This window comes from Paraburkholderia sp. (assembly GCF_047605525.1).
GTDB lineage: Bacteria > Pseudomonadota > Gammaproteobacteria > Burkholderiales > Burkholderiaceae > Paraburkholderia.
Window position 1 is genome coordinate 83,181 of sequence record NZ_JASGFN010000011.1, and the last position, 24,373, is coordinate 107,553.

The window sequence follows — 24,373 nt, forward strand, 5'->3', positions numbered from 1 at the left end:
CATAGGGATTCGATCATGAAGAAATCCGTCGCTATTGGTATCGCCTGCCTGTTCGTCGTGCTGGTGAGCGGGTGCGTGGAGTCGGCGCGCACCGGCCTGGTGTGTCCGCCGGGCACGCATCCGGGGCCGGAGGGACATCGCTGTTTCGTGGATTGATCGTGTGGCAGGGGTCGCTCCGCCACGAACCTGTTCAGTCGTTTTCACGCATCGCCGCAATCACCTCCGACGTCGTCTGCAGAAACCGCGACGTCACCGCTGTCCGATAGCGGTCCTTCAACGTCACGAGCGAAAGCCGCGTGCGCAGTTGCGGCTCGCTCATCGCGATCAGACTCGGCAGTACCGCGCTGCGGATATGGCGAAAACTGCGCGGAGCGAACGAAATGCCGAGCCCTTGCCGCACCATCAGCAACATCGGCAGTGTCTCCGATCCCCAATACGTGACGTGCGGCGAAAAGCCGTTCAGGTGGCACTGTTCGATGATCTGATCGGAGATGCCCTGGCCGTGCGTCGTCGCATGCAGCAGAAAGCGCTCGTTGCGCAGATCGCCGATCGTGACGCGTTTCTTGCGCGTGAGTGGATGACGCGGCGGCAGCGCAAGCATCAGCGGTTCTTCGAACAGCGTCACGACCTGCAGATCTTCCGCCTGAAAAATCGTCCGTACGATCGCGACATCGACGCGCTGGTGCCGCAGCTCGTTCATCACATAGTTCGTTTCGCCCTCGCGCACACGCACGACGATATGTTCCGCGTCCTTCTGCAAACGCTTCATCACTTCGGGGATGATGAAGAGACTCGCCGCCGTGGAGCATCCGACCACCACCGTGCCGCGCAGCCCGGCGTGGCTTTCGCGCAGTTCGTCCGACAACTCGCTCAGCGACATGAGAATTTCCTTCGCGCGATCGAAGAACAGCTTCGCCGTGTCGGTCGGAATCAGCCGCTTGCCGACGCGCTCGAACAGCGTGACGCCGAGTTCGTCCTCGAGCTTGCGGATCTGCAGGCTGAGCGGCGGCTGCGTCATGTTCAGTTCGACGGCAGCCTTCGACAGGCTGCCCGCTTCCATCACCGCAACGAAACATTTGAGCCTGTGAAAGTCCATGGGGCATGTCTCCGGTATCGCTCGCCAGGTTCGATCGATATACAGTTTATATATGAATAAATAATTTTTTATATATTGGACAACTATCGGCACGCGCTTCAGACTCGGCTGGAATGACCGGGAGGAGAGCGACATGCGGCGGGGAGCCTATCGTTGGGTCGTGGTCGTGCTGGTGACGGCCATCATGTTCATCAACTACATCGACCGTTCCGCGATCGGCTATGCCGCCGGGCCGTTGATGCAGGCGCTGCGCATCACGCCGGTGCAATGGGGCCTGTTGACGAGCACCTTCGCGATCGGCTATCTGATCTTCAATTTCGTCGGTGGCATGCTCGTCGATCGTCTCGGGCCGCGTGCGATCGGCACGGTGTCCGGCGTCCTGTGGGCGGTGAGCTCGCTGCTGATCGGCATGAGCACGGGGCTCGGCATGCTCGTGCTCGCCCGGGCGATTCTCGGCATCGCCGAAGGGCCGGGTTTTCCGACCGCCGCGCGCGCGGTCGGGCAGTGGTTGCCGCAGCACGAGCAGGGCCGCGCGATCAGCCTCTATACCGGCCTCGGCGTGCCGTTCAGTCTGCTGGTCGGCGCGCCGCTCGTGACCTCGCTGATCGCATTCCAGGGCTGGCGCTTCGCGTTTTATGCGCTCGCCGCGAGCACGCTCGTGTGGGTCGTCGTGTGGGTCGCGCTTTTTCGCGATTCGCCGTCGCAGCATCCACGAGTCGGCGCCGAAGAGCTGCGCTACATCGAAAGCGGCCGGGTGGCCGCGCGCGGCGACGACAAATCAGTCCCGTGGCACGTCGTGTTCACGAACAAGGCGCTGGTCGCGATGTTCTTTGCGTACTTCGGCTGGGGCTACGCATACTGGACCTTCGTCTACTGGCTGCCCGCGCATCTGTTCAGCGCGTATCACATCGACATCCTGCACGTCGGCATGCTGTCGAGCCTGCCCTGGCTCGCCGCGACGATCACGACGCTCGCGGGCGGCTGGTTCGTCGATCGGCTGTATCGGCGCACCGGCAGCAAATACCGCTCGCGCTCGCTGGTGCTCGGCGTATGCATGGCGCTGACGGCGTTGTGCATGCTACCGGTGATTTTTGAGCCGACGCTCTTCAACGCGATCCTTTCGGTGACGCTCGGCATGGGCATCGGCTGGTTCGCGGGCGCGTGCTTCTGGCTGATTCCGATCGACGCGCTGCCCGAACGTCCCGCGCTCGCGACCGGCTTCATCACGACCGGCACCGCGCTGGCCGGCATCACGTCGCCGGTCATCACGGGTTGGCTGATCGAGCAGACCGGCAGCTTTCACACCACCTTCATGGTGATGATGGCGCTGCTGTTCATTTCCGCGCTGCTGGTGCTGTGTTTCGTGCGATTCGACGAAACACCGGGCGCGCGCGGCGTGGCCAATCCGATGATGAGGTGAGCGCAATGGCAACGGCAATGACGACGCAGAGGAAAGGCACGATCTGTCTGAGTTTCGATTTCGATGCGGTGTCCGTGTGGGCCGCGCGCCAGATGACGACACCCACGCCGGTGTCGCGCGGTGAGTTCGGCGTGGTCGCCGCCGGGCGCATCCTGCATCTGCTCGCCGAGCGCGGTCTGACGAGCACGTGGTTCGTTCCGGGCCACACTGTCGATACGTATCCGCACGCGTGCGAAGCGGTGTTGCGCGCCGGTCACGAGATCGGATTGCACGGCTATCTGCACGAGAACGTCGGCGCGTTGAGCGAGAGCGAAGAGCGCGACATGTTCGCTCGCTCGTACGAACTGCAATGCCGGCGCCTCGAAAAGCCATCGGGATTCCGTGCGCCGTCGTGGGACCTGTCGCCGTGCACGATCGATCTGATGCTCGGCCTCGGCCTGCGCTACGACAGCAGTCTGATGAATCACGACTACGCGCCGCTTTATTGCCGACGCGGCGACCGCATTCCGCCGGACGGTCCGATGCAGTTCGGCGAAACGACCTCGCTCGTCGAGATGCCGGTCAGCTGGACGCTCGACGACTATCCGTACCTCGAATATCTGCGCATGAAAAACAGCCTCGTGATTCCGGGGCTGCGCTGTCCCGACGACATGTTCCGCAACTGGACCGACGACGTCACCTACATGCTGCGCGACATCGACGACGGTGTGCTGACGGTCACGTTCCATCCGCAGGTGATCGGGCGCGGTCATCGTCTGCTCGCGCTCGAACGCTGGCTCGACGCGCTGCTCGACACGCCGGGCCTCGAGTTCGCACGGATGGATCGCGTCGCCGCGGCGTTCGCGGACGGTCGCGCGTTCGGTCGTTATGCGCCGGTCCCGCGGGTGCGCGCGTAATTGCTTTTCACGTCAGCACCGATCTCATTTCAAGGAAGCAATGCGTATCGTCATCGCCATGATGCGGCACGAAACGAACACGTTTTCGCCGATCCAGACTCATCTGAAGCAATTCGATCGCGGCACGCAGCAGGCCGGTCCCGCTTACGGCGACGACGCGATCCGCGCGTGCGAGAACACAAGGAGCGCCGCCGCGGCCTTCATCCGCATCGCGCGCGAAGCGGGCGCGCGGATCGTCATGCCGATTCTCGCGAATGCCGTGCCCAGCGGTATCGTCACCGACGCCGCGTTCGAGTCGATCGCGCGATCGATCGTCGAGGCGGTGGGCGAGGGCTGCGATGCCGTGCTGCTCGATCTGCACGGCGCGATGGTGACCGAATCGCTTGCCGATCCCGAAGGCGAACTGGTGCGACGCATCCGTGACGTCGCCCCAGACGTTCCGATCGGCGCCGCGCTCGATTTCCACGCGAATCTGAGCGAGACGTTCGTGCGTCACGTCGATGCGATCGCGGGTTATCAGACGTATCCGCATGTCGATATCTACGAGACCGGCGAGCGCGCCGCGCGCACGCTCGTTGCGATGCTGCGCGGCGACGCGAAGCCCGTCGTGCTGTGGCGCGCGCTGCCGATGCTTACGGACATGCTGCGGCAAACGCCTGCCGGGCAGCCGATGAAGGACATCGTCGAGCGCGCGAAGGCAGCCGAGCGCGCCGGCGACGTGCTCAACGCAACGGTGTTCGGCGGCTTTCCGCTCGCCGACGTACCGCACGTCGCACTGTCGATCGTGGTGGTCGCCGACGCGTCGCGCGTGGCCGCCGCGCGCGAACTCGTCGACGAACTCGCGACGATGGCGTGGCAGCGCCGTGCCGATTTCATCTATCCGCCCGAATCGCTCGACGTGTCGCTCGACCGTGCGCAACGCTTCGACGACGGCCCGGTCCTGCTCGTCGATCATGGCGACAACTGCGGCGCGGGCGGTCCGACCGACGTGATGACGGTGCTGCGCGAAGTGCTCGCGCGCGGCATGCGCGACGTCGTCGCCGGACCGTTCTGGGACCCGCAAACGGTCGATGCACTGTTCGACGCGGGTGTCGGCGCGACGCTCACCGTCGATGTCGGCGGCAGGACCGACATGCCGGCGATCGGCCTGAAGGGCGAGCCGCTGCGGCTGACCGGCCGCGTGCGCACGCTGACCGACGGCACCTACACGGTGACGGGCCCGATGTTCACCGGCATGCGACTGAGCCTCGGACGCACCGCGGTATTCGAGGTCGACGGATCGAAGATCGTCGTGTGCGAGAAACCGCAGGAGCCATTCGACGCAGGTGTCTTCACGCACGCGAATATCGATCTGGAGCACTGCCGCACGATTCTGATCAAGTCGCGCCAGCATTTCCGCGCGGGCTTCGAGTCGATCGCGCGACATATCGTCATGGTCGCGGGACCGGGCGTGTGCAGTTCGGATTACGCGGCGTTTCCGTACCGGCGACTGCGACGGCCGATCTATCCGCTCGACAGGGAGACGCTGGCGGAGGCAGCAATCGGGTGGACGCCGGCGGTGCAGGGTTAACACCCGTTCTCCGGGAAAAGTATTGTCTTTACGCTTGACGCCAAACATAGACCGGCCGGTCGGTTTATCAAAAGCATGATCCATCGGAGACAGCCCCATGTTGAGACGTCGTTCGGCGCATCGGCTTTGTAATCTGGCCTGGTTGACAAAGGGCAGGCTGAACAGGGTTTCGGTACTGCTCGTGCCTGTCTGCGGAGCGCTACTCGTCGCCGCGTGCGGAGGAAGCGTTGAAGTCAATTCGCCGGCACCGACGACGGCGCAACTCACGGCGACCTGTTCGGCCCTGAAGGGTCAAACGCTTGCCGGGGTGACGATTACGGCGGCTACGCGGATTGAGCCGATATCGAATGTGACGACAGCGGGCATTTGCAAGGTGAGCGGAACCCGCGCGCCGTTTCTGGATATCGAAGTGGACGTGCCTGATAACTGGTCGGGGCGCTACTGGCAGTCCGGTGGTGGCGGCTTTGACGGCACGATCCCGTCCGCCTTCACGACGACGAACAACACCATCACCGCGGTCACGCCGCCGTTGGCGCAGTGGGCCGCTGTCTACGCCGCGTCGAACGGCGGCAATCGCGCCAACATTCCCGCGCAGGCCGCGCCGGCAGTGTGGGCCACGGGAACCGCGGACGCCAGGGCCTCGCAGATCGACTACGCGTATCAGTCTGTCGGCACGACGCTCGACTTTGCGAAGGCGGTGATCAACGCGTTTTTCGCCAAGCCGGCGACACATCGCTATTTCAATGGTTGCTCGAATGGCGGCCGCGAAGGATACATTGCGGCGCAGCGGTGGCCCAAAGACTTCGACGGGATCGTGTCCGGATGCGAAACGGAGGACATGTCCGGCCAGACCGCCCTTTGGCTGACGATCGGACAACGCAACACGACGGCCGCCGCGGTATCGACGGCGCAGTATCAGGCCGCTTATCAGAAGGCCGTAGCCGCCTGCGATTCTCAGGACGGGGCGACCGACGGTTATCTGGCGAACCCGGCGGCATGCAAATTTGATCCCGCGCAGTTGCAATGCGGGCAGCCGACGGCGAGCGCCGATCCCGCGATTTGCCTCACGCCAGCGCAGGTTGAGACTTTCAGGACGTACCAGTCCAACTTGACGCTGACCGATGGGACCGTCATCTACTCAGGACTGAACTGGTCCGACTACTCCGTTTTCGGTTCGCAATACGGAGCGCTCGGCGGTGGTTTTGCGCTGCTTGCGACGGGCGACCCTGCGTGGCTCACACCGGCCCGACAAGCCACCTTCGACGTGAATACGGACTATCCGGTCATCATGGCTGGACTCCAGTCGATCGGCGCGGATCATGACCTTACGGCAATAGCGAGTTTCGTGGCATCGGGCAAGAAGCTGATCTCCTGGCACGACCTCGGCGATAACCTGCTGTCTCCGAACGATCACGCGCGTAACGATGCAAAGCTCACAGCGTTGATTCAAGGCATGGGCATGGCTGATCCGACGACGGGGACACGGCTTTTCATGGTGCCGGGCAATTCACATGCGCTGGGTCAGATTACCAACCCGACGGCCTTCGTGGATTGGCCGAGTGCCATCATCGGATGGGTCGAGCAGGGGAAAGCGCCGACGCAACTGACATACAGTTTCTTCACGAGTGGCGGTACGCGGCGCAGCTTGCCGGTTTGCCTCTATCCGAAGGCTCCGCATTACAACGGCAGCGGCGATGTTAATGCGGATGCAAGCTGGTCATGTGTGTGATGTGTTGCTGTGAAGGTTTATAGGTCGGGTGGCTGGTGTGAAATTGGGGGAGATCTCGTGGGCGCTGACGCCAATGCTTTGTGGTTGGCGGACGCTTGGCTTGTTGGGCCTCGCTGTTAAACCGAACGATGTTTGAAAATTGGCTTCTGGAGTTAATTTGACATAATACAAATTATCACCAGTTTTGATGTAGTGGCTATATCTTGATGTCAGGTTTTCACTCAGGATGAACGTTCGCTTGCCTGGCTAGTGCGGCCGCGCTCGCCCTGACTGCCTCCGACGGTTTTGAAGCGGCTCACCATCCATACCGACAAACGATTCCACCAACCCCTCAACAAACAACGCCACCTTGCGCGACTGTTTGCGGCTGACCGGATGGATCGCATAAAAGCTTGCCGGTTCAGGTTCGAAAGCATCGAGCACCGTCACCAGTCGTCCCGCTTCGAGATGTTCGGCGACTTCCCACCAGGATTTCTGGGCAAGACCGAGCCCCGCGATTGCCCAGGCGACCGGCAACGCGGAACTGGTCGTGGCGAGCACGCCGGTCACGCGCTGCTTTCTCGCGGCTGCGCCGCGGCCAAAACGCCATTCGGCATGCAGATGCGGTTGCGTGTTGAAAACGAGGCAGCGGTGCCCAGCAAGTTCTTCAGGCTGGGCTGGCGTTCCGTAGCGCTCGAGATATGCGGGACTCGCGACGACCACGCGTCGGGTCTCGAACAGGCGATGCCCGATGAGGTTCGCATCGACGACAGGACCTCCCCTGATCGCAATGTCGAAGCCTTGCGCGACGATGTCCGCAAAGCGGTCATCCAGCGTCAGGTGGATCGCGATGCCGGGATAGCTGGCCGCGAACCGCTCGACGAACGGAGCGATCCAGCGCTGTCCCAGCGGGTTCGGCGCCGTCACGCGAAGTGTGCCGCGCACGGCGGTCGCGCTGTCGATTACCCGGCTTTCGAGCGTTTGCAGGTCGTCGAGAATGCGACTGGCATCCCGATAGTAGTCTTCCCCGGCCTCGGTCAGCGACTGCCGACGCGTGGTACGCAGAAGAAGCGGCACGCCGAGCCGTTTCTCGAGCCCGTCCACCCGATCCGCCACGACGGATGGCGCCAGTCCAAGATAGCGCGCCGCGGCGGAGAAGCCGCCTTGCCGTACCACTTCGACGAAAACTTCCATTTCGGTGATCGCATGCATCGATTTCGGGGATTTTCCGAAAACTCTTTCCGGGATTAAACCATTTCCCGATGGGCGTCGACAGCAGAAAATTATTGCATCGCAACACGCCGCCCACCGACCCGGGAGTCCAACCACATGAGCCACTCCAGAACACTTCGCTTCGTCACGGCCGCCGTCGCGACGGTGCTCGCGATCGCAGCAACTTCGGCACACGCCGATGACACCAACCTCGTCATGACGCAGAAGTTACGTTGGCAGACGGCCGAGGCACTCGCCAGCGAAGCGGTACGCGTGTGTGCCAGCCGTGGCTACTCGGTCACGGCGACGGTCGTCGATCCGTCGGGCCACCAGCAGGCGGTCATCAAAGGTGACTCGGTGCCGCTGCAATCGCTTTCCGTCTCCTATCGCAAGGCCTACACCGCCTATTCCTACGGTCTGGCCTTCAACAAGGACTCCACCAGCGAACTGATCGCCGCGAAGGTAGCTGGCCCGCTCGATGGCGGTGTGCTGGCGACCGTTCCGGAAGTGATCTTCATCCCTGGCGGCGTGACGCTGCGCAAGGCCGATCGCACCGTGATCGGCGGCATCGGCGTGTCGGGTGCGCCGGGTGGCGATAAGGACGAAGCCTGCGCGCAGGCCGCCGTCGACAGATATCGACAGGAATTCCGTTGAAGCGGCGCAATGCTCGACTTAGTCGTGCGGGACCCTCGCATCATCTCAGGCCCCGCTCATCGAAATTCATGGACGGTGTTGCCGATGCGGCTCGCCGTGATGAGGGGCTGGATGGGGAGCCGGCGGATGCGGCCTGGATGGCTGGGGATGCGGTTGCGGGGCCGGCGCCTGCGGATGCGTCTCCGCATGTTGCTGCGCGTCCTCCCGAGGCGCGGTCGCCGGTGGCCTCGCAACCTCGTCGTGCACTTCGCCGTGCTGCGTCGGCGGATGGGGTTCCGCATTGGCTGGATGCTGTGTCGCGTCGTTGTGACCGAACTGCGCCGCATTCTGTGGCGCCGGGTGCGGCACCGGCTGATGTTCGACCTGCGGGGACCCCGCCATGTGTCCTTCGGTCGGGGCGCGCGACGTCATCGCGTTACCGTGCGACTCGGCCGCGTGATTCATCGCCATCGCATTCGCGTTCGCATGATTCGGCCCGTACTGCGCAGACGGACGTACGCCGGGCCGCGCGTCGTTGGCGCTGAAATGCGGCACCGTCATCGGCGCGGACGGATGCGCGCCGGGTCCCGGCTGCTGCGCATGCATCTGCGCCATCGGGGCCTGCGGCGTGCCATTGTGTACAAACGCGTTGTTCACCGTGTTGCCGTAGTTGTTCGTAATGTGGGTGTTGTTGATCCGGTTGATCACGGTGGTCGACCGCGAAACGTAAGTCGTGTGGTTATAGACCACCGCTGGGCGCTGCCAGCCGCCCGGGCCAGGACCACCGGGGCCACCCGGGGGCGGTCCACCCCAGTGCATGCCCCAGGCATGCCAGCCCCAGCCGACGTGTCCGAAGACAGCCCCAATCGTCACGGCAGCACCGAATCCAATGAGGCCCGCGGTGACCACGGCGCCCGGTGCATAAACCGGCGGGTGATAGACGTAGCCCGGATAGACCGCGACCGGCGCACCATAGACGACCGCGGGGTTATAGGCAGGCACGTAGACGACGTCCGGCTGCGCGGGCTCGATCACGATGGTCTGTGGCGGCGGTGGAACGACAGCGGGACCTTCGTACACGGCAGGCGCATTCGGCGCAGGCGTGTAATCCGCCGGCGCCGAGGTCTGCGAGACCTGGGTCACCCGCATCTGGCCAGTAGTGCGCAGATGACCGGATGCCTGGGCACGCTGGCGCATCACCTGGATCGCATTCAGCACATCGGTCGGATCGTTGTAGTACGCCTGCCCCAGCGACGTGGTCCACGCGATGTTCGTGGCCATCTGGGACAGCACCGCGGGAAACGCCGTCAGCGCTTTCACCGACGGATCCCAGGGCTGCTGGTCAGCGGCTGTGGCGAGTGCCTGTCCCTTGAGGTTCGGATTCTGCGCAAGCCACGTATTGGCTGCGGTGATCTGGTCCGGATAGGTCGCGCCGGCCAGCACCAGCGCGACGAGCTTGTCGGGAAACAGCGCGATCGGCGCGACCATCTGGTAGAGCTGGTCCGCCGTGGGCGGCGTATAGGCCACGGGAGTCGCCGAGGCCGGCTGGGCGGCCGATGCAGGCGGCGTCACGCTCGCCGCGGACGTATCGGCGGCAGGTGCCGGTTGCGCCGCGTCGTCATTCTTCTTCCCGCATGCACTGAGGCCCAGCATCGAAATCAGCAGCGACGACGCGATCAACCTTTGTACAGGACGGTGCCTTGTCTTCATTATTTTTCCCTCGTTTGTGAATCTGCATTGTTGTTCAGGGGCCCGCTCAGGCCCGGATGACTGGCATCGTGGAGAAGCGCCCGCCCAGCACGGGCCTCGAATCGATGCTCCACCAGCGGTCGAGGACCGTTGCGTAAAGCGAGCGGAAATCGACGCCCACCGGCAGGTTGCCGTTGCCGTCGAGCCGGTCGAGCGCCGGCGGCACGCCATACAGGCCGCCCTCCACTGCCCCACCCGCGATGAAATGCGGTGCCACCGTGCCGTGATCGGTGCCGCGGCTGCCGTTCTCCCGTGCGCGCCGGCCGAATTCCGCGTAGGTCATGATCAGCGTCGAATTCCAGCGGTTCATCCCGATGAGCGCACTGCGCATCGCGGCCATGCCTTCGGAGAACTGCCTGAGCAGGTTCTCCTGCTGGGCGGGCTGGTCGTGATGCGTGTCGAATCCGTTGAGCGTGAGCCGGATGACGGCAACGCCCGTCCCCGGAACGCGTCCGCCCGAGGGCGTCTCGGAAGCCGCCACGACCTGCATGGCGGTTCTGACGAGATTGCCGAATTGCCCTGACGGGAACGTCGTGTGCAATACGAACTGGCCATCGGCCGGGCGCAGACGATCAGCGGCACGCTGGATGTCGTGCTCGACATCCAGCACATGCACCATCTCCGGATTGCCGGCCGGCGCATCGACGGGCCGCGCCAGATGCGCATCCCGCAGAAACTGCTGCGGATTGACGAGCGCGATCGCGTGCGCGCCATTGGCGAGCGGCCCCATTTCAGCGCTGCCGACCACCACGGCGTCAGCGGCGAAACCCTGAGGCACCGGCCTCTTCTGGAACGCACGCGTGAGCCAGCCTGTGCCGAGATACTGGTCCGATGCCGAGGCCGTGTTCCAGATCTCGATCGAGCGGAAGTGCGAGAGGCTCGGCGCCGGATAGCTGACGCCCTGCACGATGGCCAGTTCGCGCTGCTGCCACAGCGGCAGCAGCGCCTGCATCGCCGGATGCAGGCCGGTCTGCGCGTCGAGCTGGATGACCCGGTCGCGTGCGATGCCGATAGTGGGACGAAGCTGCGCGTAGTGCGGCGACGCATACGGAATGACGGTGTTCAGGCCGTCGTTGCCGCCCTTCAGTTCGACGAGAATCAACAACCTCGTGTAGTCCGGGACATGTGCCGGCGTCGCAGCGAACGACAGCCCCGGTTGCATGAAGGCGGCCCCGAACGAAGCGGCACCGGCCCGAAGGAAATGGCGGCGGTTCATGATGGCATGCTCCTACTTGAGCTGGTACGCGGGGTCGGTGAGCAGCGCCTCGAGCAGCGCCCGCCCGTCGTCGTCGGTGGAAACCGGCTCGACCGGACGGGTGGCCAGCACCGCCCGCTCCAGCCGCCTGCGCGTGATCGCGTCGGGCACGCCGGTCACCGAGGCATTCTCTTCGGCAAGCCAGCGCGCCGGATCGAAATGCAGACCGTCACCGGCAGGACGCGGCGGTTGTTTCATCGCGGCCGGCATGACCGTGGCCTGGCCGTTGGGACGCGGCACCGGCTGCGTATTCATGCCGCCTGCCGGGCCCTTGCCCGACGAGCGCAGGACAGCTTCGACAAAACGTTCACGCGCGAGCAGCGTCGAGCTGTTGATCCAGGTCTGCCCGCCCGGCCACCCCTTGACGTTCGGCGGCTCGTAGAGGTCCTGCCCCAGGCCACGCAGTGTATTGGCCAACTGCTGCGGCGAACCGTATCCGACGTCGAACGAACGGATCGTGCCGATCACGAAATCGACCGGCGAGCGTGCGAGTGTTCCCCTCCCCTCCTGGTCCCAGAATGCCTGCGAGAGAAAGAGCGCGCGCAGTACCGCGCGGATGTCGTAACGGCTCGTGCGAAACGTATCGGCGATCACCGCAACCTGCGCGGGATCCGGCGTATCGGAAATGAATTCGCGCCATAGCTTCGCTGTGACGAAGTTCGCGGTCTCCGGCCGGGCCAGCAGCAGGTCGAGCATCTGGTCGCCGTCGAGATTCGCGGTCCTGCCGAAGACGGTCTTCGGACCGTTGTCGTGGGCAGCGGGGCGCCACACGAACTGCAGATTGCCGTCGAGACCCCAGCCGGTATAGGCACGCGCGGCCTCGGCGACGTCGTGCTGCGTGTAATGGCCCTCGCCGAGCGTGAAGAGTTCCATCACCTCGCGCGCGAAGTTCTCGTTCGGATGCCCCTTGCGGTTGCTCGCGCCGTCCAGGTATTGCAGCATCGCCGGATCCTTCGCGATGTCATGCAGCATCGTTCCGAAGTTGCCCAACGCGTCCCGGCGCAGCAGCACGTTCTGCGCGAGCATCGTTTGCGGCCACGGCACCTTGTCCTGACCGGAGACGAAATGGTTGTGCCAGAACATCGTCATGCGTTCGGTAAGCGGCGAAGGCGTGACGAGCATTTCCCTGACCCACCATGCTCGCGCATCCTGATAGCGTTCGCCGCGCACGGTGGCCTGTGCCTGCCTGTCCTCCGGCGTCCAGGCGTGTTGTTCCTGAGGAGTCGGTATGGGTTCACCGAACCACGCGGGAAGCGGCGTGACCGCCGTCTGGCGCGTCGTAGCGAGCAGTCGGTCGACGGCCTGTGCGCGGCTCAGTCCGACGTAATCCGCTGTTTGCCGCGGGTCTGGCGAGAAACCGGTCCGTTCGAGCAGGAATCTCGCGTCGTCGCTGTCGAGAACCGTACCCGTCGATGCCCCGATGTCAGAAGACTGCAAGGACGTCGCCAGCGGATGTGCCACGGGTGTCGCGGATACGGCAGTGCCGGCGAGCAGCAATGCAGCCGCTACCGGTACGACGCCCGGCACGATCCATCGTGCGTAGCGAAAACCTGCTTTCATGGTTGTCGGGATAAAGAGAAGACAACTGTTAAACCGGCGCCGCGTGACAACTCCGTCGGCCTGTTTGTAACAGACTGTGAGTCACGGGACCGCTCAGCGCGCGGGTGCGGACGCTGATGCTGCCGAAGCGACTGACGCCGTCGACGCGGGCAAAGCGGGCAACTGGAAAGATCCCCGACGCTGCAGTCCTTGAGCGAGCCGGATACGCTCGTCCAGCGGCAGCGTCGCCGCGAAAGCCACGATGCTTTCCTCGAGACGTTTGCGCTGCTCGACATCGGCATCCCGGGTTCGCGCGAGTGCCGCCTCGATGGCCTGCTGGTCGAACTGCGGTGCGACGAACAGTTGCGCCACGCTCCGGCGCCCCTCTCTCGCGTCCTTTGCGAGCGGCATCGCATCGCGATGCTGCTCTCTGAGCAGATTGATAAAAGCCTTGCGGTCCGGCGGCGGGAGGCCGTCCGCGGCAAACCGGATGTTGCGATGCTGCTGGGCAATGATCGCGTGTTCGTCGCCCATCCACCGGTACAGCGCACCGGCGATACCGCCTACGAGGAAGACGTTGAACGTCACGGAAATGATCAGCCAGGTCCTGCCGCGCGCCATCAGTCTGCCTCCGGATCGGCTGCGGGCACGGCGAACGCATCGAGCCGGAACGACACGGCGCCCTCGGGTGATCCGGGTACCGGGAAGCCATGCGAGATCGGCGACAGGAGCAGGGACATGAAGAGCATGCCGGCTGCAACGCCGATCGTGGCCGCGCCGACCAGGCCCGCGCCGGACCACCACGGATGGCGTCGCACGACAGAGGCTCGTTCTGGTGGAATGGTAGCCATCACGCGTGCGCGCAGTTCAGGATTGACCTCCGGGCTCCCGACCGTGTCGAGCAGCGCGTCGAGCAGGCGCTGGCGATCAAGGAGCGCGCGACCCGCGGGATCGAGCGCGTCGGCACAGCGAAGGGCCGCCTCCCGATGGGCGGCGGGCCACCGTTCGGGACGACTTCCCCATGTCTGGACCATGCGGTTGAACTCATCGGAAGTCATGGGAATATCTCCTTCATCCAGCGATGTCCAGCAGACGCTGCTTCAGCGTGCGCCGGGCCCTCGCAAGCAGGCTTTCGACTGCTTCCACGCTCACCTGCATGGCGGCAGCCGCCTCGACGTTGCTCAGCTCCTGGTAGTACGTCAGAACGAGCGCCTCGCGTTGTCGCACGGGTAACGCCAGCAGCGCCTGCCAGATGCGTGCGCGCATCGACTGCCCGGCTGCCGTGTCTTCCGGCGTGGGTGCCTGGTCGGCCAGCGCATCCAGTTCCATTGCTCCGCTCTCGTGTCGCCGGTGGCTGGCCGCGAGCCGGTCCTGGCACACATTCAGCACGATGCGGTGCAACCACGTATCGACTTTCGCGTCGTCCGACTTCCAGCTACGCGCGTATTTCCAGACCCGCACGAAAACGTCCTGCGCCACATCCTCGGCTTCGGCCTGATCGCCGCAGATACGATACGCGAGCGCAAGCACGCGCTGCAGTTTGCGCGTTACGAACATTTTTGCGGCAGCCTCGTCACCGTCTGCGATCCGCCTGATCAGCGCCGCATCGGGATCTCGTGGAAACACCTGTCGGTAACCGCGGATCAGGGCGCCCAGTGGCCTTCGACCCAGACCCAGCCCGGACCGCGTGCCGCCCAGTGGCCGGGGACCCAGTGGTAGCCAACGCGCACCGCTTCCCAATGTCCCGGCTCCCAGACGTAAGCTCCCTGTGCCCATCGCCAGTGACCGGCTGCCCAGATATAGCCGGGTCGCGGCCCAGGCACGACCTCGGCGCGCGGCGGCGGCGGCGCGGTATGCACGACGGCGGGCTGTGCGGGCTCGACGACACAGGATGCAAGGCTCACGCAAAGCAGTACCGCAGCCAGCGCCGTTTCAGCGACGAACTTCGCACGCTGCATGTTCACTACCGAAGCCCGTTCCGGGTATTGCCGCAAGGATTTTAATTTCATATCTGTTTCGCTCTGCTTTCAGCTATCCGTCACGTTGTTGTGTCCGGTGCGACAGCAAATCGCTCTTGTACATGGAATGCCCTTTAAACCGGGAATGTGGGCAACATCCGTCGCAAGCCGGGAAATTTTTTGTAGGAAAGCGGATTTACAGGACATTGATCCACGGCAGTTCATAGCGGGTTGCACTGTCGTGCGTATCGCGCCTTCATCCCTTCCAGGCCCAGGCTTTCGGAAGCGCGGTAACTGCATTGCCAGGTCAGCCCCGAAAACTCCAGGATTATTTAACATTTTAAGAAGGGTTCTAATTTAACGTTTTATCCGTTCAGATCCTGAACGTCTTTCCGTTAACGATGAAATGAAAATACCCGCATGGTTCTGATCCCGTGTTGAGCTTCATCCGGATGAATTCCAATCTTATGGCAACTGGTATGCAGTGCGGTACACCTCCGCTCGCTACACGAAACGGGTACAACTTCCCCGCCCCCGCGACTCATCAGGCGGTAGTCCCGCACGAGAGACGGATTGCCCGTTCACGCCAGCGCGTCACACCGTGGGGCGCTAGATCATGAGCGTCATAGGATGCATCGTCAACAGGCACAACATCTGGCTGGTGATGCTCGCCGGTCTGATCTGCTTCGCCGGCTCATGGGTGACAGCCCGGCTGTACCTGCGCACGCTCAATACCCGCGGGTTGCAGAAAACCGGCTGGCACGTCCTCACCGCCGTCGCGGCCGGCGTGGCGATCTGGTGCACGCACTTTATCGGCATGCTCGGCTTCAATCCGGGCGTGCCGGTCGGCTTCGATCCGCTTTTGACCATGGTCTCACTGGTCATCGCGGTCGCCGGCAGCACGCTCGGTTTCGTCATCGCGGGCAGCAAGCTGGCGCGGTTCACACCGGCCCTCGGCGGCGCGATCGTCGGCGTGGCGATCACGCTGATGCACTACACCGGCATGATCGCTTACCGGGTTCAGGGCATCGTTTCGTGGGACATGCCGTATCTGGTGGCGTCGATCTTCTTCGCCGTCACACTGTCCGCGGCGGCGCTGCACTTCGCCATGCAGACGGGGGCGCGAGGCGGCAACATCATGACCGGCCTGCTGGCTTCCGCGATTCTCGCCCTGCACTTCACCGGCATGACCGCTTTCCGTGTCGAAACCGTGCGGATCGACGGGTCGTTTTCGGATCCCGCGGCCCTGCAGACCCTCGCGATCGCGATCGCGGGCATGTCGCTTGTCATCGCCTGCACGGCACTCGTGAGCTATCTCATCGACGACAACGTGCGCGCCGAGTCGCTGGAGCATCTGCGCAGGATAGCGCTCAACGATGTCCTCACCGGCCTGCCGAACCGCATGAACTTCAACGAGCGGCTGGATCTCGAGATCGGCCTGGCGCGTGAACGGAAAAGCCGGCTCGCGCTGATCGGCATCGACCTGAACCGCTTCAAGGAAATCAACGATCTGCGCGGCCACCACACCGGGGACGAGGTGCTGCGCATTCTGGGCCAGCGCATGGCCAGCCTGCTGCGTGAAGGCGAGTTCGTCGCGCGGATCGGCGGCGATGAGTTTGTCGCGATTCATCGGCTGGCCGATGAAGCCGGGTTGCACGATTTCCTTGCAAGGCTCAAAGGCGCGTTGTACCGGCCGGTGCAACTCGACGGCTACCAGGTCACACCGGGGGCGAGCTTCGGGGTTTCCCTCTACCCTGACGACGCATCCACCAAGGCCGCGCTCATCAACAACGCCGATCTGGCCATGTACCGCGCCAAGGCCGATCTGATGCACTCCGTCTGCTTCTATGAGCCGGCGATGGACGAAATCGCCAGGGCACGGCGCAGCCTGGCGGCCGATCTGCGCGGCGCACTCGGCGGCAACCAGCTAAGCGTCCACTACCAGCTACAGGCCTCTCTTTCGACCGGCGAGATCCGGGGATTTGAAGCGTTGGTGCGGTGGAATCATCCCGACAGGGGCGCCATCGAGCCAGCGCAGTTCATTCCGCTCGCGGAGGAGGACGGGCTGATCCTTCAGATTGGCGAGTGGGTCCTGCGCGAAGCGTGCGCACAGGCAGTCTCCTGGGCGTCTTCCTGCAAGGTGGCGGTGAACCTGTCCGCCGTGCAGTTTGCGCATGCCGATCTGCCCCGGCTCGTCGCCGACGTCCTGAAACAGACGGGACTGGCACCCGGACGGCTGGAACTCGAACTGACAGAATCGACCATCTTCGCCGACAGGGAACGCTCGCTGCATACCCTTCGCCAGATCAAGGCGCTGGGCGTGAGCATCGCGCTCGATGACTTCGGTACCGGCTATTCGTCGCTCGACACGCTGCGTGCCTTCCCGTTCGACCGGATCAAGCTGGATCAGTCGTTCGTGAGCGAGGCCGTATCGAGCCCGCAGGACAAGGCAATCATTCGTGCGATCCTGGCGCTGGGCAAGAGCCTGGGTATCCCCGTCCTCGCCGAAGGCATCGAGACCTGGGACCAGCTTGCGCTTCTGACCGAGGAAGGCTGCGACGAGGCGCAGGGCTTCCTGCTCGGCCGGCCCGCCCCGCTCCACCATATTCCGGGCAGCACCCGGGTAGCGCTGGAACGTGACGGCCCGGAACAGCTTCGCACCACCTGTTAGACGGCATAAAGTACAGTTGTCGGGACGGCAATCAGGTTACGACAAGAGTAACGCAACGGCTAAGCTGGTCAACCGGATCTGGCAGACCGGAAAGAGAGCAGGATAATGACCGTAAAACGTATAGTTGCCGCTGCGAAGGAGTTCATGACGGTTCCCAGCGACAATCCGGAACTGCTCAGGGCGCAGTATCGCGCCTTCTCCCGTCAGCTTCCGCTGATGTATTTCATTCTCGTGTCGAGCACGTGGGGCGTGGCCATCACCCATGTGAGCCTTGCGCCGGCCTGGCTGACGATCGTCGCTCCAGTCCTGCTGACCGCCGTTTCAGCGGTACGCTTCATTCACTGGTGGAGTTCGCGCCGCGTTGACCCGATGCCGGAAGTGGCACGGCGCGCGCTGTTGCGCACGAATCTTTTCGGTGCGCTGATCGCCGTCGCCTTCACGTCGTGGGCCCTGCTGCTTTACCCATACGGCAATGCCTACGCAAAGGCCCAACTGGCCTTCTATATGGCCATTACCGTGATCGGCTGCATCTTCAGTCTGATGCACCTGCGTTCAGCCGCCCTCATCGTGACGGTCATCGTCAACGGTGCGTTCGTCTCGTTTTTTTCCCTGACCGGTGAACCGACGCTCATCGCCACCGCCGTCAACATCGCCCTCGTCTCGTTCGCGCTGCTCGTCCTCGTTGCGCTCAATTACCAGGACTTCACCCGCATGATCGACGCACAGACCGATGCGCGTCTGAGGGAGCAGGCCCAAAGCCGGCTGCTGCGCATGATCGACGACATGCCGGTTGCCGTGATGACCGTCGATCTGGCCACCTTCAACATCAACTACGTCAACGAAACGTCGAAGCACACGCTGCGCAGGATCGAACACCTGTTGCCCGTCAAAGCAGACCAGCTTGTCGGCACGTCCTTCGACGTCTTTCACAGGCATCCGGAACATCAACGCAGACTGGTATCCGATCCGGCCAACCTGCCGCACCGCACCCGCATCCGGCTCGGGCCGGAAGTGCTCGATCTGCAGGTGTCGGCGGTCAACGACGCACAGGGTACCTATATCGGGCCGATGCTCTCCTGGTCCATCGTCACGAAGCAGGTCGAAGCTGAAGAGCGTATCCACCGGCTTGCCCACTACGATGCGCTGACCGGCCTCGCCAACCGCGCAACCTTCCTCGAAAAGCTGGAGGACAGCCTTTCCAGTCCCGGCAACTCAACCGGCCTGCTTTATATTGATCTCGATGACTTCAAGCTGGTCAACGATGCCCGAGGGCATGGGGCCGGCGACAGATTGCTCGCCCAGGTGGCGGCACGGCTAAGCAGCCAGTGCCGCGAATCGTCCATGACCATTGGACGGATCGGCGGAGACGAGTTCGCGGTACTGCTGCAACATGATGACCCGCAGGAGACAGTCGTTCTCGCCAACGCACTCGTCGACGCCCTCAGCGCGCCATACAGCCTCGATCCAGGCCGGGAGGTGCGGATCGGCGCCTCCATCGGCATCGCCATCGCGCCCCTGCACGGCGAAAATGCGGGGACGCTGCTCTCGCGCGCCGACATTGCCTTGTATGCCGCGAAATCGTCGGGAAAGGGAACGGTCCGGATGTTCCTGCCGGATATGGAGGCGCGAATTCAGGAACGCCTGCGCCTCGAAGCGAAACTGCGCATTGCGCTGGATGAAAACCGCGGACTCTTCGTGTTCTACCAGCCGATCGTCGACATCAGGAGTGGACGGATTACCGCGCGCGAGGCACTGCTGCGCTGGCATCATCCACAGCGAGGCTGGATCTCACCCGCCGAGTTCATTCCGGTTGCGGAGGACAGCGGACTGGTCGACCGGCTCGGCCTGTTCGTACTCGGCCGCGCGTGCAGGGACGCTACCCGCTGGCCGGACGGCGCACGGGTTGCGGTGAACGTGTCGGCCGCGCAACTGGGCCGGGGCACACTCGTGGCCGCGGTACAGGGCGCGCTGGCCGCGTCCGGTCTTCCTCCCGACCAGCTCGAAATGGAGGTGACCGAAACCGCGCTGCTGCTCAATGAAGAACTGGCGATTGCCGATCTGCGCGGGCTGCGGGACATCGGCGTGCGCGTGGCGCTCGACGATTTCGGAACGGGGTTTTCGTCGCTTGCGCATCTTCGTGCCTTCCCGTTCGACAAGATCAAGATCGACGGTTCGTTTGTACGGGATGCCGTCATGCGACCCGATTGCGCCGCGGTCGTCAGGGCAATTGCCGACCTCGGCAAGCGGCTTGGCGTCACCACGGTTGCCGAGGGTGTCGAGACGCCGGAACAACTGGCCTGCGCCACTGCGGAAGGGTGCAACGAGGTTCAGGGTTTCATCTTTGGCCGGCCGATGCCGGACGAACACGATGTGCCTCTCGTCGAGCAGATCAGCGTCGCCACGATGGGTATCTCGTGATGCGCTGAACCGGTTGGCCTCGCCATCGCCGCTGCATGCCGGATGGCCAGTCTCCGGCTGATCGACCTTCTCCCATCCTGATGAATTGATCTTTTTTCGAGATCAGAACAAAAGTCGCGTTAGTTGACGCCAGTTCCTCTTGAAGACTCACAGACGACGCCGTGGTCAGGCAAAGCCGAATATAGCCTGCCCACTATATATGCATATGGATGGCCTCTGAAAATCGTCAGACAAAATGAATGGTTAATTGTTAAATACCATCATTTAATTAGTAAACCTAATGTTGTTTTTGTCCTATAGAAAAATTAAATATCGCGCCAACGTTTGCGGCTTGGTAGTCGGGCTCAACCCGGACTTCAGTCTTTTCAATCATCGCCGTATAAGCAGATTCAGGATGCATGACCATGAGCGTGAAGTACTCATCGGCCCGCATCCTGTACTCCCACGGACGCGGTGGCAAAAAATTTCCGCCGTGGTCCGAGCCGCTTACCCCTTCATTGGAAATGGAACCTCATATGAATCTGAATAAACTGTCTGTGAAGTCGAAGCTCACGGGCGCTTTCGGGGTACTGGCTATTGTGGTGCTTGTCGTATCAGGACTTTCGCTCAAAGAACTGAACGACGCCAATGACCGGTTCACCGGATATGTCAGCGGTATTAATGCACGCGCCGACATGGCTGAAGCAGTTCGTACTGCTGTTGACGATCGCGCCATGGCGGTACGCAACCTGGTGCTGGTTACGACGCCGGCCGACATAGACGTGGAAAAGGCAGCGGTCAACGACGCTGAACGAAGAGTCGAGGCTAATCTCGAAAAGTTCAACGCCATGGTGGCGAACGCTTCCGACATGAGCGAAAAGGGCCGAAGTCTGGCAGCCGAGCTTCCGCGGATCGAGGCACTTTATCGTCCCGTGGCTTTGGAAATCGACCGGCTGGCCTTGAACAACCAGCGCGATGCCGCAATTGCAGAGATTGCCACCAAATGCAGGCCGCTGCTGTCGGCACTGATCAAGGCGGCAAACGACTATGCGGACTTTACCCACGAACATGCGGCGCAGATGGTCCGGCAGTCAGCCGATCAGTTTGCGACCCAGCGGAACCTGCTGATTGCGATCTGTCTGGCTGCTATTGCGATGGCGGTCGTGGCGGGTATGGTCATCACGCGTGATCTGTTGCGTGCCCTCGGCGCCGAGCCGGCCGCATTGGGCGAAGTCACGCAGCGCGTGGCCAACGGCGATCTGAGTCCGGTACCTGGGGCGAAGCACGCGCCAGCCGGGAGCGTGCTCGCGTCGATGGGCGAGATGCAGGCCAGTCTCGTCCGGTTGATTGGTCAGGTGCGAACCTCAGCGGACAGCATTGCCACCGGCTCGAGCCAGATCGCTTCAGGTAACGTGGATCTTTCCTCGCGCACGGAGCAGCAGGCTGCTTCACTGCAGGAAACTGCAGCGAGCATGGAGGAACTGACCTCGACGGTGAGGCAGAATGCCGAGAACGCGCAGCAGGCAAGCTCGCTCTCGGCTAATGCATCCGACGTGGCGGGACGCGGCAATCAGGTCGTCAGTCAGGTGGTCGACACGATGGGCGAGATCAGCGCGAGCTCCAGCAAGATTGCCGAGATCACAGGAATCATCGAAGGGATTGCATTCCAGACCAACATCCTCGCGCTCAATGCAGCCGTGGAGGCGGCCCGCGCCGGGGAACAGGGTCGCGGGTTCGCAGTCGTTGCCAGTGAGGTCCGCAACCTCGCCCAGCGTTCGTCCAGCGCCGCGAAGGAAATCAAGGATCTGATCAACGCGTCGGTTCAGAAAATCCAGGATGGTTCGTCGCTTGCGAATGAGGCGGGCAAGACCATGTCGGAGGTCACACAGGCGGTGGCACGCGTGACCGACATCATGGGCGAAATCGCCGCTGCGTCGACCGAGCAGAGCCGGGGCATCGAACAGGTTAACCAGGCGATCACGCAGATGGACGAAGTCACCCAGCAGAATGCCGCGCTGGTCGAAGAAGCAGCGGCTGCGTCGAAGTCCCTTGAGGATCAGGGGCAGCAACTGAACCAGGCGATTGCGTTCTTTCGTCTGGACACCCAGCCCGCTGGGCATGCAACGGACAGACCCGCCCCGCTGGCTAACCCGCCTGTAGCCCGCACGCACGTCGGAAAGCCGGCGAGTCGTCAATCCACTGTGGCCGCTCGCCCTGCCGCTGCATCGACTCCCCTGTCCGATGCTCCAGCTACGGCAGTCGCCGGCGAAGGCTGGGACACGTTCTGAATCTGCGGGAAGGCGAGGACTATCTGCTCCGCGGTGGGCCGCGCCTTCTAGTACGTTTTGTACGGAAGAAATTTTCCCGACAGCACCAGCTTGACCCGATCGCCCTTCGGATCGGGTTCGCGCTGGATATCCATCGAAAAATCGATCGCGCTCATGATCCCGTCGCCGAACTCTTCATGGATCAGTTCCTTGATCGTCGAGCCGTAGACACTGACGATCTCGTACAGGCGATAGATCAGCGGGTCCGTCGGCACCGCGGCCGGCAGCGACCCCTTGCCCGGCACTACCTGTAACCAGCGAATCGCCTCTTCCGGCAGATCAAAGACTTCGCCAACGGTCTTGGCCTGCTGCCCGTCAAGTGTCATCTGCCCCAGACAGGCGGCAGTCGTCCATTCCTTGCTGCACCCGACCCTGGTCGCCACGTCTGCCCACTTGATACCGTTGGCTACTTTCGCGGCGACGATCATTTCGGTCACTTCGTTGCGGCTGGAAATCATGTTGAACTCCGTTTCAAAAAGAAAACGACACGTGTGGGCGGCGCGTGAGGCCGCTGTCCCGACTTCACAGCGACCCCGCGGCTTGCCGCAGGCTGTCACCCCAGTTATTCTGGCAATTGTAAATGATAATGGTTATCATTCATAAACCCGATTACGCAGACATTCCGTCGACGCAAAGGGAGCAAAAACAGGAGGCTTCATCATGCACGAGCAGATTGCCACACCTGGCCCCGTCGGCTCGCCATCCCGGGACCTGAGTCTGTCCCAGTGGGAAACCGTTACACGGCAAGCCATTGCCGCCGCGCGCGAAGCCGGGGCGGGTCCGGCGCTCGCCGGTTATGAGCAGGCGCTGTCGATCGCGCGTCAACTGATTGCCGCCCCTCCGTCCGGTCGCGCAGAGGACTGCGTAGCCGCGCTGGTCGTCTCGTACCACAACCTCGCCGACCTGCATGTCGAACAAGGCGATGCCGACACGGCAGCCAGTCATCTTTGCCGGGCGCATGAAGCGCTTATCGCGCTCATGCTCAACGCCGACCGGACCGCATCGCTGCGACAGGCCGCGTTACGCCACAGCCGCGAGACGCACTTCGCCCTGATTTCCCATGTGGCCCGCCACGGGCCGCATCCCCTCGTCACGCGTGCCCTGCGCATGGGTTGTCTGGCGTTCAACGTCGACGGCCCGACGCGGCACTGAACGACCTGCTGACGATCTGACCCAGCCCTGCAAGGAGACTCCCGATGCCTTACGTTTTGCCGGACCTGCCGTATGCGGTCGACGCGCTCGAGCCGCACATCGATACCCGCACGATGGAGATTCATCACTCCAAGCACCACCAGACCTACGTCAACAATCTCAACGCCGCAGTGCAAGGCACTGAATTCCAGGATCTGCCGGTCGAGACCCTGATCGCGCAGATCGGATCGCTTCCCGAAGCCATCCGCCTGCCGGTGCGCAACAACGGCGGCGGTCATGCGAATCACAGCCTGTTCTGGACCGTCATGTCACCGCGGGGCGGCGGCGAACCGGATGGGGCGCTCAGACAGGCGATCGACGCCGATCTGGGTGGCTTCGAGGCGTTCAAGGACGCGTTCACCAAGGCCGCGCTCACGCGGTTCGGCAGCGGCTGGGCGTGGCTGAGCGTCGACAACCAGGGCAAGCTGGTCGTCGAAAGCACCGGCAATCAGGACAGCCCGCTGATGGCGGGGCTGATGTCGGGAAACACACCGGTGCTCGGGCTCGACGTCTGGGAACACGCCTACTACCTGAAGTACCAGAACCGCAGGCCCGAATACATCGCGGCCTTCTACAACGTCGTCGACTGGCAGGAAGTCGCCCGGCGCTACGACGTCGCACGCGGGCACTGACCGGCCACGCCGCAAGCCGCCACGACAGCGGAAGCACACCCCGTCATGCAGAGCGGGCGGCCCGCGCGGTCGCCTGCTCAGGAACAGGAAACAGATATCATTGATCGCATGACGCCCGA

General features: G+C 63.2%; 21 protein-coding genes. 11 read left to right on the top strand and 10 right to left on the bottom strand.

Going from position 1 to position 24,373, the window contains the following annotated elements:
* The first annotated feature begins 15 nt into the window (after positions 1–15).
* Positions 16–156: a hypothetical protein gene (locus tag QM685_RS17220; protein ID WP_415117581.1), complete on the top strand. Its 141-nt coding sequence runs from the start codon at positions 16–18 to the stop codon at positions 154–156.
* A gap of 34 nt (positions 157–190) precedes the next feature.
* Here the strand turns inward: QM685_RS17220 and QM685_RS17225 are convergent, their stop codons facing one another.
* Positions 191–1,096 carry a LysR family transcriptional regulator gene (locus tag QM685_RS17225; RefSeq protein ID WP_415117582.1) on the bottom strand — a complete coding sequence of 302 codons (906 nt, stop codon included), beginning with the start codon at positions 1,094–1,096 and terminating at the stop codon, positions 191–193.
* A 133-nt stretch (positions 1,097–1,229) separates the two neighbouring features.
* Between QM685_RS17225 and QM685_RS17230 the strand changes: the two genes are divergently transcribed.
* From QM685_RS17230 to QM685_RS17245, 4 genes are all read left to right on the top strand, one after another.
* Complete coding sequence (locus QM685_RS17230) at positions 1,230–2,516, top strand: MFS transporter (RefSeq protein WP_415117583.1); 1,287 nt, start codon at positions 1,230–1,232, stop codon at positions 2,514–2,516.
* 17 nt (positions 2,517–2,533) lie between these two features.
* The gene (locus tag QM685_RS17235; protein ID WP_415117584.1) at positions 2,534–3,412 is read left to right on the top strand and encodes a polysaccharide deacetylase family protein; all 879 of its coding nucleotides are present in this window, start codon (positions 2,534–2,536) and stop codon (positions 3,410–3,412) included.
* A gap of 40 nt (positions 3,413–3,452) precedes the next feature.
* A complete protein-coding gene (locus tag QM685_RS17240; RefSeq protein ID WP_415117585.1) occupies positions 3,453–4,982 on the top strand; it encodes a M81 family metallopeptidase in 1,530 nt (509 codons plus the stop codon).
* Positions 4,983–5,079: 97 nt separating this feature from the next.
* Positions 5,080–6,711: a tannase/feruloyl esterase family alpha/beta hydrolase gene (locus tag QM685_RS17245; protein WP_415117586.1), complete on the top strand. Its 1,632-nt coding sequence runs from the start codon at positions 5,080–5,082 to the stop codon at positions 6,709–6,711.
* A gap of 246 nt (positions 6,712–6,957) precedes the next feature.
* On the opposite strand, the gene QM685_RS17250 is transcribed toward QM685_RS17245, so the two are convergent.
* The gene (locus tag QM685_RS17250) at positions 6,958–7,902 is read right to left on the bottom strand and encodes a LysR family transcriptional regulator (protein ID WP_415117587.1); all 945 of its coding nucleotides are present in this window, start codon (positions 7,900–7,902) and stop codon (positions 6,958–6,960) included.
* Positions 7,903–8,019: 117 nt separating this feature from the next.
* On the opposite strand from QM685_RS17250, the gene QM685_RS17255 reads away from it, so the two are divergent.
* Entirely contained in the window at positions 8,020–8,556 is a 537-nt protein-coding gene (locus QM685_RS17255; protein WP_415117588.1) for a GlcG/HbpS family heme-binding protein, read from the top strand.
* 66 nt (positions 8,557–8,622) lie between these two features.
* Here the strand turns inward: QM685_RS17255 and QM685_RS17260 are convergent, their stop codons facing one another.
* The 7 genes from QM685_RS17260 to QM685_RS17290 form a co-directional block, all read right to left on the bottom strand.
* The gene (locus QM685_RS17260) at positions 8,623–10,245 is read right to left on the bottom strand and encodes a DUF3300 domain-containing protein (protein WP_415117589.1); all 1,623 of its coding nucleotides are present in this window, start codon (positions 10,243–10,245) and stop codon (positions 8,623–8,625) included.
* A gap of 46 nt (positions 10,246–10,291) precedes the next feature.
* Complete coding sequence (locus tag QM685_RS17265) at positions 10,292–11,500, bottom strand: DUF1501 domain-containing protein (protein WP_415117590.1); 1,209 nt, start codon at positions 11,498–11,500, stop codon at positions 10,292–10,294.
* A gap of 12 nt (positions 11,501–11,512) precedes the next feature.
* Positions 11,513–12,961, bottom strand: coding sequence for a DUF1800 domain-containing protein (locus tag QM685_RS17270; protein WP_415117763.1), 1,449 nt, complete (start codon positions 12,959–12,961; stop codon positions 11,513–11,515).
* A 231-nt stretch (positions 12,962–13,192) separates the two neighbouring features.
* On the bottom strand, positions 13,193–13,699 hold the full coding sequence (locus tag QM685_RS17275; RefSeq protein ID WP_415117591.1) for a periplasmic heavy metal sensor: 507 nt from the start codon (positions 13,697–13,699) through the stop codon (positions 13,193–13,195).
* Positions 13,699–14,136 (bottom strand): hypothetical protein, encoded by a 438-nt coding sequence (locus QM685_RS17280; RefSeq protein ID WP_415117592.1) that lies wholly within the window; start codon positions 14,134–14,136, stop codon positions 13,699–13,701. The genes QM685_RS17275 and QM685_RS17280 overlap by 1 nt, the downstream gene beginning before the upstream one ends.
* A gap of 13 nt (positions 14,137–14,149) precedes the next feature.
* The gene (locus QM685_RS17285; RefSeq protein ID WP_415117593.1) at positions 14,150–14,704 is read right to left on the bottom strand and encodes an RNA polymerase sigma factor; all 555 of its coding nucleotides are present in this window, start codon (positions 14,702–14,704) and stop codon (positions 14,150–14,152) included.
* A 17-nt stretch (positions 14,705–14,721) separates the two neighbouring features.
* Positions 14,722–15,036: a YXWGXW repeat-containing protein gene (locus QM685_RS17290; protein ID WP_415117765.1), complete on the bottom strand. Its 315-nt coding sequence runs from the start codon at positions 15,034–15,036 to the stop codon at positions 14,722–14,724.
* Between the two features lie 616 nt (positions 15,037–15,652).
* Here QM685_RS17290 and QM685_RS17295 point away from each other — a divergent pair.
* From QM685_RS17295 to QM685_RS17305, 3 genes are all read left to right on the top strand, one after another.
* The gene (locus QM685_RS17295) at positions 15,653–17,707 is read left to right on the top strand and encodes a putative bifunctional diguanylate cyclase/phosphodiesterase (protein WP_415117594.1); all 2,055 of its coding nucleotides are present in this window, start codon (positions 15,653–15,655) and stop codon (positions 17,705–17,707) included.
* 105 nt (positions 17,708–17,812) lie between these two features.
* Positions 17,813–20,125, top strand: a complete 2,313-nt coding sequence (locus QM685_RS17300; protein WP_415117595.1) for a putative bifunctional diguanylate cyclase/phosphodiesterase — start codon at positions 17,813–17,815, stop codon at positions 20,123–20,125.
* A gap of 515 nt (positions 20,126–20,640) precedes the next feature.
* Positions 20,641–22,392 carry a methyl-accepting chemotaxis protein gene (locus tag QM685_RS17305; protein WP_415117767.1) on the top strand — a complete coding sequence of 584 codons (1,752 nt, stop codon included), beginning with the start codon at positions 20,641–20,643 and terminating at the stop codon, positions 22,390–22,392.
* Positions 22,393–22,439: 47 nt separating this feature from the next.
* Here QM685_RS17305 and cynS read toward each other — a convergent pair whose 3' ends face one another.
* Positions 22,440–22,889, bottom strand: a complete 450-nt coding sequence (cynS, locus tag QM685_RS17310; RefSeq protein ID WP_415117596.1) for a cyanase — start codon at positions 22,887–22,889, stop codon at positions 22,440–22,442.
* Between the two features lie 202 nt (positions 22,890–23,091).
* On the opposite strand from cynS, the gene QM685_RS17315 reads away from it, so the two are divergent.
* Together QM685_RS17315 and QM685_RS17320 are read left to right on the top strand one after the other, a co-directional pair.
* Positions 23,092–23,583: a DUF2753 family protein gene (locus tag QM685_RS17315; RefSeq protein ID WP_415117597.1), complete on the top strand. Its 492-nt coding sequence runs from the start codon at positions 23,092–23,094 to the stop codon at positions 23,581–23,583.
* A gap of 44 nt (positions 23,584–23,627) precedes the next feature.
* On the top strand, positions 23,628–24,254 hold the full coding sequence (locus QM685_RS17320; RefSeq protein ID WP_415117598.1) for a superoxide dismutase: 627 nt from the start codon (positions 23,628–23,630) through the stop codon (positions 24,252–24,254).
* Positions 24,255–24,373 lie beyond the last annotated feature (119 nt).

Excerpts from the sequence above, each read along its gene's own strand:
- QM685_RS17220 (WP_415117581.1), top strand. The coding sequence starts at position 16 with ATGAAGAAATCCGTCGCTATTGGTATCGCCTGCCTGTTCGTCGTGCTG.
- QM685_RS17225 (WP_415117582.1), bottom strand. The coding sequence starts at position 1,096 with ATGGACTTTCACAGGCTCAAATGTTTCGTTGCGGTGATGGAAGCGGGC.
- QM685_RS17230 (WP_415117583.1), top strand. The coding sequence starts at position 1,230 with ATGCGGCGGGGAGCCTATCGTTGGGTCGTGGTCGTGCTGGTGACGGCC.
- QM685_RS17235 (WP_415117584.1), top strand. The coding sequence starts at position 2,534 with ATGACGACGCAGAGGAAAGGCACGATCTGTCTGAGTTTCGATTTCGAT.
- QM685_RS17240 (WP_415117585.1), top strand. The coding sequence starts at position 3,453 with ATGCGTATCGTCATCGCCATGATGCGGCACGAAACGAACACGTTTTCG.
- QM685_RS17245 (WP_415117586.1), top strand. The coding sequence starts at position 5,080 with ATGTTGAGACGTCGTTCGGCGCATCGGCTTTGTAATCTGGCCTGGTTG.
- QM685_RS17250 (WP_415117587.1), bottom strand. The coding sequence starts at position 7,902 with ATGCATGCGATCACCGAAATGGAAGTTTTCGTCGAAGTGGTACGGCAA.
- QM685_RS17255 (WP_415117588.1), top strand. The coding sequence starts at position 8,020 with ATGAGCCACTCCAGAACACTTCGCTTCGTCACGGCCGCCGTCGCGACG.
- QM685_RS17260 (WP_415117589.1), bottom strand. The coding sequence starts at position 10,245 with ATGAAGACAAGGCACCGTCCTGTACAAAGGTTGATCGCGTCGTCGCTG.
- QM685_RS17265 (WP_415117590.1), bottom strand. The coding sequence starts at position 11,500 with ATGAACCGCCGCCATTTCCTTCGGGCCGGTGCCGCTTCGTTCGGGGCC.
- QM685_RS17275 (WP_415117591.1), bottom strand. The coding sequence starts at position 13,699 with ATGGCGCGCGGCAGGACCTGGCTGATCATTTCCGTGACGTTCAACGTC.
- QM685_RS17280 (WP_415117592.1), bottom strand. The coding sequence starts at position 14,136 with ATGACTTCCGATGAGTTCAACCGCATGGTCCAGACATGGGGAAGTCGT.
- QM685_RS17290 (WP_415117765.1), bottom strand. The coding sequence starts at position 15,036 with ATGCAGCGTGCGAAGTTCGTCGCTGAAACGGCGCTGGCTGCGGTACTG.
- QM685_RS17295 (WP_415117594.1), top strand. The coding sequence starts at position 15,653 with ATGAGCGTCATAGGATGCATCGTCAACAGGCACAACATCTGGCTGGTG.
- QM685_RS17300 (WP_415117595.1), top strand. The coding sequence starts at position 17,813 with ATGACCGTAAAACGTATAGTTGCCGCTGCGAAGGAGTTCATGACGGTT.
- QM685_RS17305 (WP_415117767.1), top strand. The coding sequence starts at position 20,641 with ATGAATCTGAATAAACTGTCTGTGAAGTCGAAGCTCACGGGCGCTTTC.
- cynS (WP_415117596.1), bottom strand. The coding sequence starts at position 22,889 with ATGATTTCCAGCCGCAACGAAGTGACCGAAATGATCGTCGCCGCGAAA.
- QM685_RS17315 (WP_415117597.1), top strand. The coding sequence starts at position 23,092 with ATGCACGAGCAGATTGCCACACCTGGCCCCGTCGGCTCGCCATCCCGG.
- QM685_RS17320 (WP_415117598.1), top strand. The coding sequence starts at position 23,628 with ATGCCTTACGTTTTGCCGGACCTGCCGTATGCGGTCGACGCGCTCGAG.